Source organism: Sphaerotilus natans (assembly GCF_900156335.1).
Taxonomy (GTDB): Bacteria; Pseudomonadota; Gammaproteobacteria; order Burkholderiales; family Burkholderiaceae_C; genus Sphaerotilus; species Sphaerotilus natans.
In genome coordinates this window covers 337,835-354,272 of sequence record NZ_FTMZ01000001.1, presented here as the reverse complement: position 1 = coordinate 354,272, position 16,438 = coordinate 337,835, and the positions used below count along the sequence as shown (strand labels likewise).

Here is a 16,438-nt window from a genome sequence, read left to right as displayed (position 1 = left end):
AATCTCTGCGCAGGCTTCCACACCCGCGAGCGAATCTTAACGCTTTGTCAGCTGGTCGATCATGTCGAGCATGAATTTCGTGCAGATCTCTCCGGCCTGTGCAGCCAGTGCCTGAACCTCAGCGTCTTCGGCATACGCTTCGACGATCTGCGCCAGGCGCTCCATCAGGTCTACGTCGTACATGTCAGCCGTTCCATCGATCACGGACTGCAGCACGGCGATGTCAGCAGTGCGCTGCGCGCTCTTCGGGTCGGTAGCTGCGGCGGCAGCGGCATTCAGGTATTCCACGGTGTATCTCGGGATGTCGATCTTCAGGCCGGTGCTACGCTGCACCGATGTAGGCTTGGCCAGGATGGCTGTGATCGCAGCGTCATCGAGTCCCTTGTGGTCGCGCAGGTACTGGTTGGCTTCACCACGCCCCATCTCACCCTGAGGGCCGTCTTTGCGCAGCTCGTGCCAGCGAGCCATCAGCGACTTCGATGCGGACAGCAGGCCTTCGGGGAAGGCGCCCAAAGTATCCGCTGGCCACCTCTCCTTCATCGCCTCCAGTCGCTCAACCTTCGGACCGATGATGCCGGGCACATCGCGCGCCATCAGCTCAACCGAGTTTGCGCCACTCAGCATTGCCTTGGCGCGGTCGAGATCCATCCAGGCGTCGTTGCCGGCTTCAGCAGTGATTCCGCCTGCAGCGATATGGCGCTTCAGGATCTGCACAGCCAGATCAGCGACCGGCTCAAATTCGTGCAGCGTGTTGGCATGTCGCTCCTTGGCCAACAGATTCTGGACGAACCCGTCCGCGGGGCCGCGGTCTCCACCATCGAACGCCTCCAGGTAGGAGCTGGCGTACTCGGACATGCCACGCGCGGCCTCTTCTGCGACAGCTCGCGTGTCCGCCTCGCTCGGAATCTTGATCGCACCGGCAGCACTGGCCTCTGCCACCGTCAGCTCGCGCGCGGTGACGAGGATGCCATGCCGGGCGAGCACGCTCACTCGGCCCACATCCGGGCGCGGCAGCAGCGTGTAGCGCAGATCCTTCGGGAGCGTCTCGAAGGATGCAGGACGATCGACCAGGGCATACCGGTATGCCGTCGCATCGCCTGGGGTGAGCTGCCGCGCGGCGCTGACCTTGGCATCAACGGCCGCCTCAGCTTCAGCACGACTGTCGTGCATCACCGGGCCATCGTTCGCAGGCACCGACCAGCGCCAACGATCGCCCTCACGCATCGGCCGAATGGTCTCGCCCCGATACACATAGTCCGTGTCCAGTTCGGTGGCACCACCGCTGCGCGAAGCCAAGATCTGCCGAGCCAGATCGAGGCCACGCATCACATCGTCTGACGCTGCGATCTGCGCACGCAAGCTGGCCACGACGTCATCCCCGACCGAATCGAAGATCGCCGCAGGAGCGTCATTCGCGACACGACCGGCCAGGCCGACGTTCGACGAGATCAGGAAAAATCCGTTCACACTGTCCTCGCATTGAAGCAGGTCGCCAGGCTGAACCGTGCTATCTGTCACCGAATAGCCATCGCCCGACACAATCTCCTGCATCTTATCTCGCATCAGGAAGACCGCCGCAGGCGATCCATCGAAATCAACCGGATCCCCGGCATAACCGAATGAAATACAGACAGGTCCGGCCGGCGTACAGAAAACAACCTCGATTTTCTCATTCGACATTTTTTTCGCCACTCGAATAGGTTGTCAACAGTTTTTCAAGCTGGCCGTTGTCTATGTATTTTCTGGTAGAGAACATCCAGCCGCCAGGGGTCAAGCCGTCAACATTTTCACGAACGGCCAGAGCCTGCATTATAGCCTTCGGAAGATCGATGTCAGTGCCATAAATAAAAACAGACTCAACGCGATCCGGGCCGGCGAATATAACGAACCCCTTTGTTTTCCTATTCATTCGGCCGGCAGCGTTCCGAGAAATAAGAGCCGCAGCCTTAAAGAGAAGCATCCCAGAGATCGAGCCAACGTAAGCATCGATCATCTCTTGCTCATTCTTGGGCCGACCGATCGCAAGCAGCGAGAAATAGTCTGCGCTCTTGAAAAGCTTGGCGGCTGCATCATCATCTCTCGTCATGACTGCACGGCCAGCCAGGAACTCCTTCGCGGCATCGATCGCAGACTTCTGCTGGCTGGCAACATCACTGGTGAGCCCTGCGAGTTCTTCCCGGATTCGGCGATAGCGAGCCAAACCATCCGATGTTGGCGTCGTGACCATGCCAGCGACCAGAGCGAAGTGCTCAGGATCAGCCGCGATACGTTTCACCAACAGATCGGGACTGGAAAGCGACTCCACCCCCATCGAGAAAACCTCTGTCGCATCATCGTAGATCTTTCCAACATAGGGATCAAAGAATCCATCTGCATGCGCCTTCTCTTTGGGGCCGTAACTCGCCCTCGGCGCAAGCGACGAAAGACGGGCAACACCTTTGCTGCGCCCCTCAATGAACCCCTTGCCTGCAGCCAGCAGCACATGGTCAGACTCAAGGTGGTGGGCCAGTTCGTGCCAGAGAACGCGCTTGTCGAAGCCTGACCCGATGTCGATCGTGGCGACAGCAGCGCCGTGAATTTGATCGGCACTTGCCCGACTTTTCCCGGTACTGGAAATGACGACCCGCCCAATGCGCCCATTGGTTATTCTGTAGAAGTCAGCCATGTCGGCGCGCAACTTATCGACGGGGTACTTTTCGGATTTCAGGCGGTTGATTGCCGTCTTAGTGATTTCCTGAGATTCAGCCCAAGCCGTCGCCTCCTCGCGAGAAACCGAAGGCGCATCCATTAACCTCGATATTAGGGCCTGCGCCTCGGCGACAGCGGGCGCGTTGATGGATTGCAATTCCGATTCAAGCCCGGAAGCATTCTTCTTCGCCTCGTCGATCATTGGCTGAATCTTGTCCCTAGCCATCTTGTGAGAAGATTCGGAAAATTCATTGTATTCGCGAGACTTTCTCACATAGTCATACGGGAAATCTTCGCCAATATCAACGCCATCGCGCTTGATCCTGTCAACTTCTGCTCTGATGTAATCATCAATCAGGCGCGCTCTCTCGCCGGCAATTAGATAGGCTTCCCGCCTGATTTTTGAATTCGCCTCACCAATCAGCTTCGTCAATTCATCTCGGCGCCCCTTTGTCTTTACCGAAAGGGTAGCAAGCGATTGAACAGCTTCCGATCCGGCGGCGATTAGCTGATCACGGCATGCCTCCTTGAAGGCGTGGCTGGCCAGCAGGCGAGGCCCAGGATTGGGCACGCTCGCAAGACTTTCGACATCGCCGCGAATCGACTGCACCTTGACCGCAAGCTGGGCAGTGGCGCACGCCGTCACCGCCCGCTGGGCGATCGCCAATCCGTCAGGCGTGCTGATGTCGCTGTCGGTCAACGCCGCGCCCGCAATGCAGTCTGACCGGATCGCTGTCGCATCAGCGTCAGTCATGGAGGCGGCATCCTCACCTCGGATGTCTGCTCGCGCGGCCGGGACAGCTCGGGCAAGACCCGCTGCGCGCACCCGATTCGGCGGGGATGCCGAGAGCGCCTCCCGCAGGCGCTTCACCAGTGCCAAGAGGTTGTAGGCCTTGGGCAGCAGCTTGCCTGCCTCAACCATGTGCGGCCTCCTCGACCTTGACCCAGTGGCGAATGGCATCGACGCCCAGCGTGTTCATCTCCTCAGGCAGCGCTTTCGCATCGCCCTGGAGCCCCATCACGGCCGCCTCGATCTTGGCCAGCAGCGCCTCCGGCCCCAGCTTGTCGTGCAGCCCTGCCACGACTTCGCGGAGCGCGTCAGCATGTGGGTTGGTCGGGGTGACAACAGGCTCCGGCTTGAGCTGGGGATCGAACAGCCCGATCGTCTGCGCGCCCTCCCCGTACAGCCGCTCAAGCTCGCGGTTCGCCGCGGCCACGATGTCCTTGAAGTCCAACGGCTCGTTGTCCCCGAACATGTCCGCGGTCTGCCGGCGCTGCAACTCGCCCCGGATGAAAGTGGCCATCGCTTTGAACGCCTCGCCCATGCGCTTGGCGCTGCGGTTGTTCTTCGCGATGAACACCGCCATAGCGGCCACGTCCGGGTCGATGTCGCCGAACAGGCCGGACTGCGACACGAATTCCTCAACCGACTGGCCCGCGTCCTTCGCCTGACGGATCACGTTCGATGCGCCCAGCAGCGCGTCCACGGCCTTCTGGTTCAGGCTCTTCTGCACCGCGTCGGTGAGCTTGCCCGTAGCGTTGCCGGTGGCGGCCGGGTCCAGTGCCGCCGCTTGAATGAACTCGGGCGCGGCGTGGTTCAGAGCCCGGACGATGTTGGCAATCTCGGGCTTCGCAACATCGGCGGTCAGCTCCAGCAGGCGGTCGTCGTTGTACGCCTTGGCGAAGATGGCGGCCTGCACGCGGGCGATCAGGCTTGCGGTGGGCTTGCCGTCGCTGGTGCTGTAGCGCGCGGCCTCGGTGTCGCCCAGCGAGCGCAGGAACGCCGCGAGGAACGGCACGTTGGCCGCCGCGGTCAGGTCGCCGTCCTCGGTCATCAGGGCCACCATGTCATCGGTGAGCCGGCCGGCGTCGGCCTTGGCTACCTCGGTGGCGGTCATCGCCAACTTGTCGTCTTGATTGGCCTCCACCGCGAAGGCAGCGCGGTCGATCTGGCTGGTGCGGATGCGCACGAGCACCGGGCGCTTCATCGCCTTCACCCGCTCGGCCGGCAGGCCGAACGATGCGGCCTCCTCTTCCAGCCAGGCGCGGTATTCGCCCGCCTTGCCGGCTTGGTATGCCAGCACGATCGCCATCGTCCGCCCGTTGCCCGACTCGACCACGCCATCCGGCCCGACGATCGGCGCCCCGGAGTCGGCGCGGCGCGACTTGCCCAGCAGGTCCGGGTCCAGATCCTGCGCGGTCTTGCGAACCCAGGCGATAGAGGCATCCCGGCCGCGGTCGCGCGGCTGCAGCTCGGCCGGGAACGCGGGGGTGGCGTCGCCCGTGGCCGGGTCGTGCGACGTGATCAGGCGGTCGGCCTCGATCACGCTGTAGCCGGTCAGCACCTGCGTGCCCTTGGCGGTCTTCACCTTCGACTCGGCGCCCTCAGGCTTCAACTCGGGCGCTGCGACGTTGCCGCCGAACAGGTCGCCGCCAGGGGCCGGCCGCTCACCGCCGGTCTTGGCCAGCGCGAAGTCTTTCGATGCCTCGCGGATGACGGCATGCGCGCGGTTCGACAGGTAATCCATGCCGCTCGAACTGATGCGCTGAGTGATCACGCCATTGTTCGCGAACAACTCCATGAACGGGCCGCGGCCTGCGTCATGAATCTCGACCGTCCAACTCGTGACGAATGGTGGCAGACCAAAATCGGACTGCTCGCGCAGGCTGAATTCATCCGTGCGATCAATGTCACGGCGGGAGATCATCTTCGACTCGGCGCCCTCCGGCTTCAGCTCGGGCGCTGCGACGTTGCCGCCGAACAGGTCGCTGTTGGAGTCCGGCTTGGAAGGTTGATCGATTGCAGAACCATCCTTCTTGCGAATGCCAAGGATGACAATGTGCAGACCCGGCTCGTTGACTTCATCGACAGACTCGCCCAGAATCGAGTCATAGACGGCGCCAGTCGTCTCAGAATCTCCGGCGCTCGGGCTCTTGACCTGAGGTAAGTCCGGAGATTCGCCTTTGCGCTTCTGCCACCGCTTCTCAATCTCGTGGCCAAGCCCATAGGCTAGCATGAGTCCGCCGCCTTTGCGCTCTGCAACCGTGACGCCGGCAGTCACCAGAAGATCGCCGATGTCCACCTCCTTCTCAAAGAAGTGGAATGCGACGAAATCGTCTTTGCGGGCCTTGTTCAGTCCCTCTTTTCCGTCGTACCGGCCGCCAGTCAGAATCTCCTCGACATGGCGCGACACGGCAAGCTTGATCGGATCAGATGTCATCCCGCGCTTCATCTCACGCCAAGACGCACCAGTGATCTCCACGGGGCCAATGACAGTCGGAATCGATCGCCCTTGCAGATTGGCCCGGAAGAACTCACGGGCCGCGATGAAGTCCGCCTTCTCAGGCGAATCTCCTTCGCCGTTCGGATCATGCTTCTGACGAAGTGCATCCTTCGCCAGACGATCGATCTGATCGGCCTCTGCCGCGCCGATCTCCGCATCTAGCTCTGCGTTGCGCGACTCCAGTGCGGCGATCTCAGTGCGCAGCGAGTCGATCTGCTCCGCCCGTTGAGCGGCGCGCTCGTTCTTGCGGGTGAAGGCTGCGCTGTTCTGCTCGACCAGCTTCATGATCCGGCGAGCGACATCACGGACATTCAGGTCACGGCCCTTCTCGGGCGCGACCACGATCGTCACATCGGCCTTGTTGATCTGCCAGCGGCACGACACGAGTGCATCCGTGGGCGCGAGCTTGTCGGGCGTGGTGTCCGGGTTGTGCAGCCAGATCGTGACGGTCTGGCCATCGCTCATGCCGAAGATGACGGGGATCAGCATCGTTCCCTTCGATCGAACAGGCTCCCCGATCTCGTTCTGCTGCGGCTGCACAGTCTTGCCGGCGGCAGTCATGACGGACATCAGCGTGTCCATCTTCGGCTTCAGCATGCCGGCCTCGACCACCAGTGCGTCCAGACGAATCAGGCACTCGATGTCCGGATCGTCCATCAGGTCGTCCATCGTCATCGGATCGGTCAGCAGGTCACTGCCAACGTCATCGAGCCGGATCTCGTACAGCACACGGGCCGGCGTGAGGCCGACAGGGTTGGCGTCACGGTCCCAGGTCACGGGGGTCATTTTCTTCCTCGGTGTAGCGGCCAGTACCTCGGCCGTGTTGTTGATGGGCTTGGACTTGTCGCCGCTCGCCAGCCACCACCGCAGCTGATCGACGGTGAGCTTCACGATGCCTCCGAGACCTCGCCAGCCAGGCGAGTACGACTCGGTGTAGCCCGCGCGGGCCAGTTCTTCGGTGGGGAAGCCCAGCAGAAACTTGTGCTCGTCAAACGATCCGTCCGGACGGACCTGGTTGACGACCCACACGACAGGCGACTCGGGAACAGGGCCGATGAACACGTCCACCGGATCGCCGTCAGCCCCGCGGGTGCCGACGAAGTAGCCGTAGTGCGCGGCCAGGCGCGTGCGCCACGGCTTCCCTCCGTAGCCAACACCCTCCCGGAAGGTGCCGGCGGGGTTCTCGATCGCGATCTTCAGGCCGTGCAGGCTGAGTCGGCCGACCCGGTAGTTGCCGGCAGCTTGCTGAGCCGCTGTCGGCTCTTTCTGAGTGTTGTTGCCGGTCGCTGCCGTGTGTGCGGCTTGATGAATGCGTGCATGTAGATCGGTCATCGGGATGTGCTCCTGCGAGCATTGTCCACTCGACCATCTACACAAAAGAACGATTTTTCAGCGAAAAGCTGTTGATCTAGTCGATTCAATGCGCTAAATTTCGCATCCTAAGCACACAAAACGGAGCTGGAAGCATGTTCAAGAACGCATTCAACCGCAAGGTTCGCACGACTTCTCTGATCGAAGAGGCAGGGCACATCGCCGTGATGCTCATCTGCCCAGTGGCAGCCATGTTTGCCCTCTATTCGATCTTCAGGCACTGAGCGAACAGAGCGGCGACACGCCGCCGAACCACTTCAATCCCGGCTGGGCACGCCCATTCCGGGATTTCTCTCGTCAGAACATTGGGAAACCTCAGACTCCCGTCCGGGGCAAGAAGAAAGATCCAGATGGCAACCACCACCACAGTCAAAGGCGCGAACGAGACGATCACGACGGCAGAGGCCGCAGCGATGCTCGGCATCACGACTCGACTGGTCCAGATTCGCATTCGTGCCGGACGCATCGCAGTGCGGCATGAAAATCGAGGCTGCAAAGTGCTGAAGGAAGCGCTGCTGATGTCGATCCGCAAAGACATCCCGGAATTTGCGGATGACGATCGACTGGTGTCGATCCGCTCGATCGCGAGCACGTCCGGCTACTCGGTCACGAAGATCATCGCGGCCATGAATGCCGCAGGCATCAAGCAGACCAGCAGCGCACCTGACATGCTCAGATCCGGCGGCGGCGGGTGGAAGCGGATGATCCGGAAGCGCGATGCAGTCCGGCTGATTTCCGCAATGCAGGCCGACTGATGCCGGCGAAGATGCTGTGATGCAGACGCCCCGAAGCGCAAGCTGTCGGGGCGTTTTGCCATCACCCCGGTCAGGCGAGCGCACCCCAGATGCTCAGCGCACGCAATGCAGCATCTCGACGCTCGGCAAGTCCCAGGCGGGCGGGTCCATTCCATGCGCGAGTGATCCCCTCCACATCACCGCGATCCGCCATCTGACTGCAGCCTGTCGCCTCCCAGTAGCGAAACGCCAGATTGGCGGCGGCGGCAGGCTGGCGAGCAAGGTCGGGGTTGGACACGATGTCCACCCCGGCGATGCGCCCGAACCTCTCGAAGTTCTCCTTGCCCGTCAGGTGACAGTAGCCTGACCCACGGAACCGCCACCCATCACCCGTGTGCTCAGGTCCATTGCCAAGACGGCCGCCGTACACACGATTGGCGATGGCCTGCGGCCCCTTGGCGATCAGCTGAGTTGCGTCATCAAGCCCCCGCACGGCACTGAACACCGCGTCAAGGCGATCCGGGGTCCGGTAGCTCAGGTTCTCTTCCAGGTGGAGGAAGCCCTGAGTCTCGACGAACGCTTGCCCCATGAAGTGCGCCAGACGACGTGGTGTCGTGACGCTGGAGGCCCGTCGCGCCATCTCAAGCGCAGCGGCGTGCTCAGCCGCTCGGCTCGCCTTGGGCGCGAATTGCTTGAACTTCTCGACCGTGATCACAGCGACTTCTCCGCGAAACAGCGGATCGACAGGATCGAGTCCTTTCCGATCGACCCAGACCTCAGCTCGATGTGCTGGGTCCGCGGACAGCGCTCCACTGCCGCGTTGGTCGCGGCGCTGATGGTCAGGCTCTCGCAGCCCTGCATCAACGACAGGACCAGGAAGATCGCCAGCTTGATGATGGACATCACGCCCCCTTGAACGGCTGCAGGTGGTCAAGCTCGTCACGCCGCTGCAGCACAAAGCGGCGGACGTATGCGGAAATCGTGGTCGGGCTCTCGATGCCCTCCACGGTGAAAGCGATGACGACGCCCATGCCAGGCAGCACGACGACGAGATCGCCGCGCTCGGGCGTGAAGTGCGCAGGGGTGTCGGGATCTGCGACAGCCTCGATGTGTGCGCTGACGGCCTCGGGCTGTGCGAGTGAGTTATCCCGATCGACGACAGGCAGGGGCTCTCTCACGCCGCCGACGAACAGCAGCCGAGCATCCCCCTTGCGCTCGTACGTGATCTCCGGCTCATCGTCGGCGGCCAGGACGCCCATGCCGCCCATGGTCGGAACGCCGTCCAACATCGCCTCCATGACGCCCGTGATGCCGGACTGCGGGCGCGTCACGACGCGGCGCCAGATTTCGCACCGCATCGATCGCGGGTGCCTCAGGGTCACGATTCGGGCCGACTTGGAAACGGCCTCTGGTATGCGCTCAATCACCTTGAGCCTCCTTGATGATGGCGTCAGCCCTCTGGCGTGTCATCTGGCCAGCGGCGACGAGGATGTCCATCTGCTTGCGCAGATCAGCTACGGCGGCGCGGACCTGTGCGGGGGTCGGCTTCTGCGACACCCCTGAGTCCGGAGTCGGCCGCTCTCCACGCCGGGCCTGTGCAATGGCGCGAGCCGCGGCGAGCCGCTCTCGCTTCTCGGAGGATGACTCGACCTGCATCCGCTTCCAGGCGGCTTGCTTGGCCTGCTGCTTGGCGATCTCTTCCGCTTCGGCCTTCGTCACCCGCTTGGTCGCGTTCCGGTCCAGCGTGCCGCGGGATAGATCGATCATCTGGGCGATCTTCATCAGCGCTGCTGGCTGGGACAGCATGTGCGCGGTGCGCAGGACGTGCTTGCAGGCGATGCCGCGGAGCTTCGGGTTCCGGAGCTTCGGAAACCCAGTCTCGGGACGCCCAGCGTTGTACCCGCCGACTGTGGCGATGTACCTGAAGACGTAGCGCCAGTCCTCACAGTCGCATTCGATCTGAACCTGACCGGCGGCCAGCCGACGCGCCAACGCGGGGGTCTGCCCGGCACTGGCAGCCACAGCCCCGAGACTCGGGAACGCCACGTAGACATGGTGACGAAGGGCTCGGCTGTCTGGTCCAGCATTCGTCACGAAGTGGATCCGGTTGCCCTTGATCTCCATCGGGACGGCGAACCTGATCTCTTCGTTCGCCCGCCTTCGGCGGTCAGGCATCGACAGATCGACGATCTGCTTGGCTGTGATGCCGCCTGTGAACTGCTTTCCCAGCCGCTGCGTGTGATTGGCGAACTGCCGCAGGTCGTCAGCGGTGATCTCGCGTAGCTGGCCACCCAGAGTCGTCAGCAGCCCCCGCTCGGCGTCATACCGCCCGCCGACATCATTCGGATCGAGGATCCCCTTCGCGTCCTTGCGCTGCTTGAGATCCTCTCGCTGGCGAGCCTTGGCCTCTGCGATGACCTTGGCGGGCGTGTTGGCTGATGCGGCAGTCACAGCAGCCCCAGATCCGCCGGGAACCCAGCATCGACCATCAACGCGATGAGCAGCTCACGAGGCGGCAGCACCAGATCCTGCTCGGGCATGGGCAGCTCGGGGCTGTCCAGGCCTGCGGCGGCTTGGACAGCGAACCACAGCATCCCGTCACCGTACGCGCGATGCGCGCACAGCGTCAGGTCCAGCGCCTCGTCTGGTCGAGTCCGGTACCTGATCGCTGGGGTAGTCGGCCGCGCTCGCTCGGCGAACTCCCGCACCATCAGGTACAGGCGGTGATACCGCTGATCCATCAGATGCCGTGCCCGATCACGAGTTGGACATCCGCCAGTGCAGCCAGAGAATCCGCGGCCTCGATCGCCGCAGAGATCGAGCCGAACTGAGACCACAGCGCCGCACGATAGGCCTGAGCCTGTCGGTACATGGCCAGGAAAGCACCTCCCTGCAGGCTGACGATCTTCCCGGACTTCGACAGGAACGAGACGGATCCGCCGACGGCAGAGCGAGCCCGCGCCAGATCGGCCACGTCCGACATGAGGGACCATCGATCCGTGTCGAGAGCAATCACGTCGTCCGCTTCGCTCCAGACCCAGCCAGCGGCAACCGCGCGCGCGTAGCTGGCCGCCAGCCGTGTTCGCGCGGCGGTCTTCGCCTCACTGAGCCGGCCAGCGTCATAGCGTGCCCGCTGTGCTTCGATGGACACCACCTCGCCGCGGATGTTCAGCTCGTGCGGGAACATCTCGGCCAGGGTGAAGCGTCGGTGATACCGGCCGTCCCGCATGATCGGCGACAGCTCGACCCGCACCTGATAGGCGCCGGGGGTCGGGTCGTCCTCAGGTGCAGCCGGGTAGAGGCGGACGAAACCGAATTCAGCCAGGTCGGCATCCGTCGAGTTGACCCGGATGCTGGGGCTGATCGTGCGTGCATCGCTCAGCGTGTAGGAGTGACCGGCATCAGGCCGGTAGAAGATGGGTTCCATGATTGCCACCGATCAGGAGACGAAGACACCGCCGATACCGGACGATCCGGCGGTCGTGTAGCCGCATGCGGCGATCTGAGAGCCGTTCGCGGCGACGGAGTACAGACGGCCCGCACCGCTGGAACGCAAGATCCAGGACTTGCCATCGGCAGAGGTCATCGCTGCGCCTGCTGACGCAGAGCCGGCGGTCGTGTACCCGACCGCGACCCACTGGGACTGAACCCAATCCACCCCGGACAGGGCTCCAGTGGTCACGCTCTGACGGGTCCAGTTCACGCCGTCGGTAGTCGTCAAGACCACGCCGGCCGTGCTGGAGCCAGATCCGGTCATGCCGACGGCAACACCCATCGAGCCGTTCCAGGCGATGTCCATGATCACGCCGACATCTGCTGGCAGCGTGCAGGGCGTCCAGTTGATGCGGTCAGGGGAAGTGAGGATCGCGCCGTAGGACTCGCTCTTGGCTGTCGAGAGACCACCTGCAATCCAGAGCCCGATTTCGGGACACCACTCAATCGCCAGCAGCGACCCACAGACACCCGTGAGATCGACGCCGTTCGTCCAGGTTGATCCGCCGTCGGCAGAGTTGCGGATGATCGGATTGAGGTAGCTGGTCGTGCCGACAGCAACCAGAACGGATCCGTTCGTGGCCAGGTCCATCGGCGCCCCGCCGGTCATGAGCACCTGACTCCACGCCTTGCCGTCAGCAGACAGGTAGGCAGCACCGGAGTCATACGAGCCAGTCACGTCATAGCCGACCGCCACAAAGCGCGTGCCGGTGTGGAGCATCGCCAGCGGGGTGCCGATGCGCACGCCAGCCAGGTACTCGATCGGGGTTTCCCAAGTCGCGCCGTTATCTGCTGACGACGTGATGGCGCCAGTACCCGTCGCGCCCACCTGACTCGATCCAACGGCGACCAGGCGACCGCCCGAAGTGCAGGTGGCGCGGACTGCACCAATGCCGGGGGACTTCGCGGTCCAGGTCACGCCGGGCGATGCTGCCGTGGTGAACGAGATGGCTGGCGACCATGCAGACACACCGCCCTTCGCGCCTGTGTAGCGTGCGCGTGCGTAGTAGCGGGTAGACCCACTCAGCCCGGTGAACGATGCCGTCGTAGTGGTGGTGGTCTTGACGGCGGCCAAGACAGTGAACCCCGCCAACGTGGAGATGTGCCACTCGACCGACGCCAGGGTGTCCTGTCCGGTCGAGGCGAACGCGCTGCCCTCAAGGGTCACGGGCGACGTGATTCCGGTGGAGCCAGACGCGGGGCTGATGATGGTCGGCTGGGTGGTCACGATCGTCGTGAACGCCACCGGATCGGACCAATCCGACGCGCCAGCAGTCGCGCTGTTGTGGCGCACGCGGACGTAGTAAGTCGTCCCGGCAGTCAGGCCGCTGTACTGCCAGCTCACGAGATTCACGGTGTCGAGCGATGCCGATGCCGTGACCGTATCGAACGTGGCAGAAGCCGAGATCTGCCAGTCGGACGACGTGTGAGCAGCGCCAGACCCGGTGGCCAGCGCGAACGCTGACGACCGGATCGGTCCAGTGACTCCGATGGCGGCGGCCACCGGGCTGGTGATCGTCGGCTTGGCCACGGAGAGCGCCTGCGCCGCGGTGGTGAAGCTCACGACATCAGACCAGGCCGAATCGCCGTAGGTGGCCCCTCGGACGCGAACTCGCAGGTAGTAGGTGGTGGCGTAGCTCAGCGCCGCCGACGGCTTCCAGCTCACCTTGTTGGTGGCATCGAGTGCGGACTCGACCGCGATCGTCGCGAAGCTGGACGACACAGACAGCTGCCACGTCGTCGATGCGTGCGAATCCGTGCCGCCGGACACAGCGAACGCCGCGATGGCGAAGGTCTGATCGACAGGAACGGATGCAGCACCGGCTGACGGTGCAGTCACGGTCGGCTTCGTCACGGTCGGGACGGCCATCGTCGTCATGGAGACGACGGAAGACCACTCCGAGTCACCGAAAGCTGCGCCCCGTGCCTTGACGCGGACGTAGTAGGTCTTCGAGTAGCTCAGTGCGACCGACGGCTTCCAGCTCACCTTGTTGGTGGCATCGAGCTGCGACTCGGCGACGATCGTCGTGAAGGCCGCATCACTGGCGATCTGCCAAGTGGAGGACGCATGCGAATCCGTGCCACCAGAGAACGTCACCGGGTCGATCGTGATCGTCGGCTGGATTGCCATCCCCGTCGCACCGCTGGCTGGGCTGGTGATCGTCGGCTTGTTCACGGTCGGCTTGGCGGCCGTCGTGAAGCTCACGACAGCCGACCAGGCCGAATCGCCGTAGGTGGTGCCGCGGTACTTGACGCGCGCGAAGTAGTTGGTGGCGTAGCTCAGCGCCGCCGACGGCTTCCAGCTCACCTTGTTGGTGGCATCGAGCTGCGACTCGGCGACGATCGTCGTGAAGGCCGCATCACTGGCGATCTGCCAAGTGGAAGACGCATGCGAATCCGTGCCACCAGCCACCGAGAAGGCGCCTGCGGTGATCGTCGGCTGAATGGAGTTGCCGGCAGACCCGGATGTCGGCGCGGTGATCGCTGGCGGGCTCACCACCGGCTGCGCAGCCGTCGTGAAGCTCACGACAGCCGACCAGGCCGAATCGCCGTAAGCGGTACCGCGAACCTTGGCCCGTGCGTAGTAGGTCTTCGCGTAGCTCAGGACGGATGCCGGCTTCCAGCTCAGCAGATTCGTCGCATCGAGCTGCGACTCGGCGACGATCGTCGTGAAGGCCGAATCGCTGGCGATCTGCCAGGTGGAGGACGCATGCGAATCCGTGCCGCCGCTGACCGTGAAACCCAGGATGGAGATGGTCGGCTGAACGGATTGAGCGGTGGCGCCTGCAGCCGGAGTGCTGATGGTGGGGGCGTTGACAGTCGGTTGAGCCGCCGTCGTGAAGCTCACCACATCCGACCAGGCAGTCTGCCCAAGCGCAGCCCCGGTGTAGCGAACACGAACGAAATGCGCCTTGGAGTAGGCCAGCGGCACCGACGGCTTCCAGCTCACCTTGTTCGTCGTGTCGCCAGCGGACTCGGCGACGATCGTCGTGAAGGCCGCATCGCTGGCGATCTGCCAGTGCGAAGACTGGTGCACGTCCGAGCCGTTCGCGACAGCAAACGCACTCGCGGCGATGCTCGGCTGAATCGCAGTCCCCGTCGCACCTCCGGCCGGACTGGTGATCGCCGGCCTGTTGATGGCAGGCGCTGCTTGCGTCGTGAAACTCAGGGCAGCAGACCATGCACTGTCGCCAGACTGCACCCCGGTGTAGCGCACACGCACGAAGTAGGTCTTCGCGTATTCGAGCGCAGCAGCTGGAACCCAGCTCACCTTGTTCGTCGTGTCGCCAGCGGACTCGGCGACGATCGTCGCGAAGGACGAATCGCTGGCGATCTGCCAGGTGGAGGACTTGTGCGTGTCCGTGCCGCCGCTGACCGTGAACGCGCTGGCAGAGATCGTCGGCTTTGCCCCGACGCCAGTGGCGCCGCCAATCGGGCTCGTGATCGCGGGTTGACTCACGACCGTCGTGATGGCCACATTCCGACGATGCCGGAAGACCAGGCCACCGACGACGAGATCCATGTCGAAACGAGTGCCAGATGCGGAAGAAGGGGTGTCGGAGAACGCGACCACCAGGCTCAGCCGGCCTGCGCCATCCGCGATCCGGCCTGCACTGACCGAGAACCGCGAACCGTTGGCCACCACCGCACGATCGCCAGCCTGCAGGAACTCGCCCGCCTGCATGCCAGTCACCGCGATCGTCGCGACAGCCGCACCCTGCACGCCAGGCGCGCTGGTGGCCTCCGGCAGGATGAGAGGTGATGCCGCGCTGCCGTCTCCGCCTGTCGGGGCAGGCGTCACGGTCACATCCGACAGCCGCAGAACGGTCGATACTGCCGCAGGAGCCGGATTCAGCAACACCCAGTCCGCGCCATCAAACACGAACTCAGCGACCATGCCAGCCGCCATCCGGCCAGCAGCCGGCGAGACCTTGGCGCCGGTCTGGTCATAGACCTTGATCGGCGCAGCAGCCAGGCCATTCACTGCCAGCGTGGCGCCGGCCGCGTTCGGAGCGTGAACAGCCCCCACCACCCGAGCGAAGCGCAGCATCTCCGGCTTGACCGCGACGGTCATCGTGTACGCACTGCCCGTTCCGGCCGTACCCGACGACGAGTAGGCTTGCGCGACGACCCCCGCTTTGGCGGCCAGGTGATCGTGAGCCGTGACGCTGCGCTCGTGAGCGGCCAGCACCGCCAGCGCAGCGGGGATCGATTGATCGTCGATCACCACGGTCACGGACCCATCCGGGACGGCAGAGAGCGTCATGCCCAGGACGACCGTGTAGTCGAACGCCCCCCGGTAGATGATCGGCTTGTCCGCGACCTCGCTCGTGTGCACCGCGAAGAGCACTCCGCCATCGGCCGGATGGCCCGCCCACAGCCCCATTTCGTACGCCGGATAGCCGGCATCAGAGGCGATGGCACCGAAGTGCGCGGCGAGCTTGATCGCTCCCGTCAGGCTGGGTGCCGCCATGCTGGTGACAGCGACCGTCTCGGCGATCTCTCGCATCGCGGTCTGCTGAATGCTCGCGGCGTATCGGGCCTTGCCCAGTGCAAGGTGGGTCAGAGACAGCGACAGGCCCTTGCCGTCGGCGGCCAGCGCCGCCTGCCGGCCGGCTTCGGTGATCTGCAGGTTGATGATGGTAGACATGGGGCGCCCCCAGGATGTGACGCCACATCATCAGACCCTCAAAGACCCTCTCTGATCGTCTTTTCCGTTCTCTATAGTTCTTTCAAGTGCATTGAACGGTATTATTCGTGACAAAGAACACAATGAAGCACGATCATGTATATGTTCTTCGGAGACACTCCGATCTATCAACGTCCGAAATCATCGGACCCTGCACCCCGAAAAGCGTCCCCTGAAGT

General features: G+C 63.5%; 12 protein-coding genes. 2 read left to right on the top strand and 10 right to left on the bottom strand.

The genetic code is table 11. From position 1 onward, the window contains the following. Positions 1 to 36: 36 nt before the first annotated feature. The 3 genes from BW996_RS01680 to BW996_RS01675 are packed head-to-tail and all read right to left on the bottom strand — an operon-like array spanning position 37 to position 7,304. On the bottom strand, positions 37 to 1,680 hold the full coding sequence (locus BW996_RS01680; protein WP_139330701.1) for a hypothetical protein: 1,644 nt from the start codon (positions 1,678 to 1,680) through the stop codon (positions 37 to 39). After that, the gene (locus tag BW996_RS21190) at positions 1,670 to 3,610 is read right to left on the bottom strand and encodes a hypothetical protein (protein WP_139330700.1); all 1,941 of its coding nucleotides are present in this window, start codon (positions 3,608 to 3,610) and stop codon (positions 1,670 to 1,672) included. The genes BW996_RS01680 and BW996_RS21190 overlap by 11 nt, the downstream gene beginning before the upstream one ends. Further along, positions 3,603 to 7,304: a pyrophosphatase-like OB fold-containing protein gene (locus BW996_RS01675; RefSeq protein ID WP_051631948.1), complete on the bottom strand. Its 3,702-nt coding sequence runs from the start codon at positions 7,302 to 7,304 to the stop codon at positions 3,603 to 3,605. The genes BW996_RS21190 and BW996_RS01675 overlap by 8 nt, the downstream gene beginning before the upstream one ends. Positions 7,305 to 7,438: 134 nt before the next feature. On the opposite strand from BW996_RS01675, the gene BW996_RS22370 reads away from it, so the two are divergent. Then, on the top strand, positions 7,439 to 7,567 hold the full coding sequence (locus BW996_RS22370) for a hypothetical protein (RefSeq protein WP_259373310.1): 129 nt from the start codon (positions 7,439 to 7,441) through the stop codon (positions 7,565 to 7,567). Positions 7,568 to 7,693: 126 nt separating this feature from the next. Continuing rightward, complete coding sequence (locus BW996_RS21185) at positions 7,694 to 8,098, top strand: hypothetical protein (protein WP_139330699.1); 405 nt, start codon at positions 7,694 to 7,696, stop codon at positions 8,096 to 8,098. A gap of 70 nt (positions 8,099 to 8,168) precedes the next feature. On the opposite strand, the gene BW996_RS01665 is transcribed toward BW996_RS21185, so the two are convergent. The 7 genes from BW996_RS01665 to BW996_RS01635 all read right to left on the bottom strand — a co-directional run bounded on the left by BW996_RS01665 (position 8,169) and on the right by BW996_RS01635 (position 16,220). Next, the gene (locus tag BW996_RS01665; protein ID WP_051631947.1) at positions 8,169 to 8,792 is read right to left on the bottom strand and encodes a glycoside hydrolase family 19 protein; all 624 of its coding nucleotides are present in this window, start codon (positions 8,790 to 8,792) and stop codon (positions 8,169 to 8,171) included. Beyond that, complete coding sequence (locus tag BW996_RS01660) at positions 8,789 to 8,980, bottom strand: hypothetical protein (RefSeq protein ID WP_037482234.1); 192 nt, start codon at positions 8,978 to 8,980, stop codon at positions 8,789 to 8,791. The genes BW996_RS01665 and BW996_RS01660 overlap by 4 nt, the downstream gene beginning before the upstream one ends. Further along, on the bottom strand, positions 8,980 to 9,435 hold the full coding sequence (locus BW996_RS01655; RefSeq protein WP_037482231.1) for a hypothetical protein: 456 nt from the start codon (positions 9,433 to 9,435) through the stop codon (positions 8,980 to 8,982). Before BW996_RS01655 ends, BW996_RS01660 begins: the two co-directional genes overlap by 1 nt. 61 nt (positions 9,436 to 9,496) lie before the next feature. Then, positions 9,497 to 10,528, bottom strand: a complete 1,032-nt coding sequence (locus BW996_RS01650; protein ID WP_051631946.1) for a hypothetical protein — start codon at positions 10,526 to 10,528, stop codon at positions 9,497 to 9,499. After that, complete coding sequence (locus BW996_RS01645) at positions 10,525 to 10,818, bottom strand: hypothetical protein (protein WP_037482229.1); 294 nt, start codon at positions 10,816 to 10,818, stop codon at positions 10,525 to 10,527. Before BW996_RS01645 ends, BW996_RS01650 begins: the two co-directional genes overlap by 4 nt. Next, the gene (locus BW996_RS01640; RefSeq protein ID WP_037482227.1) at positions 10,818 to 11,504 is read right to left on the bottom strand and encodes a hypothetical protein; all 687 of its coding nucleotides are present in this window, start codon (positions 11,502 to 11,504) and stop codon (positions 10,818 to 10,820) included. The genes BW996_RS01645 and BW996_RS01640 overlap by 1 nt, the downstream gene beginning before the upstream one ends. Before the next feature lie 12 nt (positions 11,505 to 11,516). Further along, positions 11,517 to 16,220, bottom strand: a complete 4,704-nt coding sequence (locus BW996_RS01635; RefSeq protein ID WP_037482223.1) for a hypothetical protein — start codon at positions 16,218 to 16,220, stop codon at positions 11,517 to 11,519. Positions 16,221 to 16,438: the final 218 nt, after the last annotated feature.

Bases quoted from the DNA above. Each gene is read 5' to 3' on its own strand.
- BW996_RS01680 (WP_139330701.1), bottom strand. From the start codon at position 1,680: ATGTCGAATGAGAAAATCGAGGTTGTTTTCTGTACGCCGGCCGGACCT.
- BW996_RS21190 (WP_139330700.1), bottom strand. From the start codon at position 3,610: ATGGTTGAGGCAGGCAAGCTGCTGCCCAAGGCCTACAACCTCTTGGCA.
- BW996_RS01675 (WP_051631948.1), bottom strand. From the start codon at position 7,304: ATGACCGATCTACATGCACGCATTCATCAAGCCGCACACACGGCAGCG.
- BW996_RS22370 (WP_259373310.1), top strand. From the start codon at position 7,439: ATGTTCAAGAACGCATTCAACCGCAAGGTTCGCACGACTTCTCTGATC.
- BW996_RS21185 (WP_139330699.1), top strand. From the start codon at position 7,694: ATGGCAACCACCACCACAGTCAAAGGCGCGAACGAGACGATCACGACG.
- BW996_RS01660 (WP_037482234.1), bottom strand. From the start codon at position 8,980: ATGTCCATCATCAAGCTGGCGATCTTCCTGGTCCTGTCGTTGATGCAG.
- BW996_RS01655 (WP_037482231.1), bottom strand. From the start codon at position 9,435: ATGCGGTGCGAAATCTGGCGCCGCGTCGTGACGCGCCCGCAGTCCGGC.
- BW996_RS01645 (WP_037482229.1), bottom strand. From the start codon at position 10,818: ATGGATCAGCGGTATCACCGCCTGTACCTGATGGTGCGGGAGTTCGCC.
- BW996_RS01640 (WP_037482227.1), bottom strand. From the start codon at position 11,504: ATGGAACCCATCTTCTACCGGCCTGATGCCGGTCACTCCTACACGCTG.
- BW996_RS01635 (WP_037482223.1), bottom strand. From the start codon at position 16,220: ATGTCTACCATCATCAACCTGCAGATCACCGAAGCCGGCCGGCAGGCG.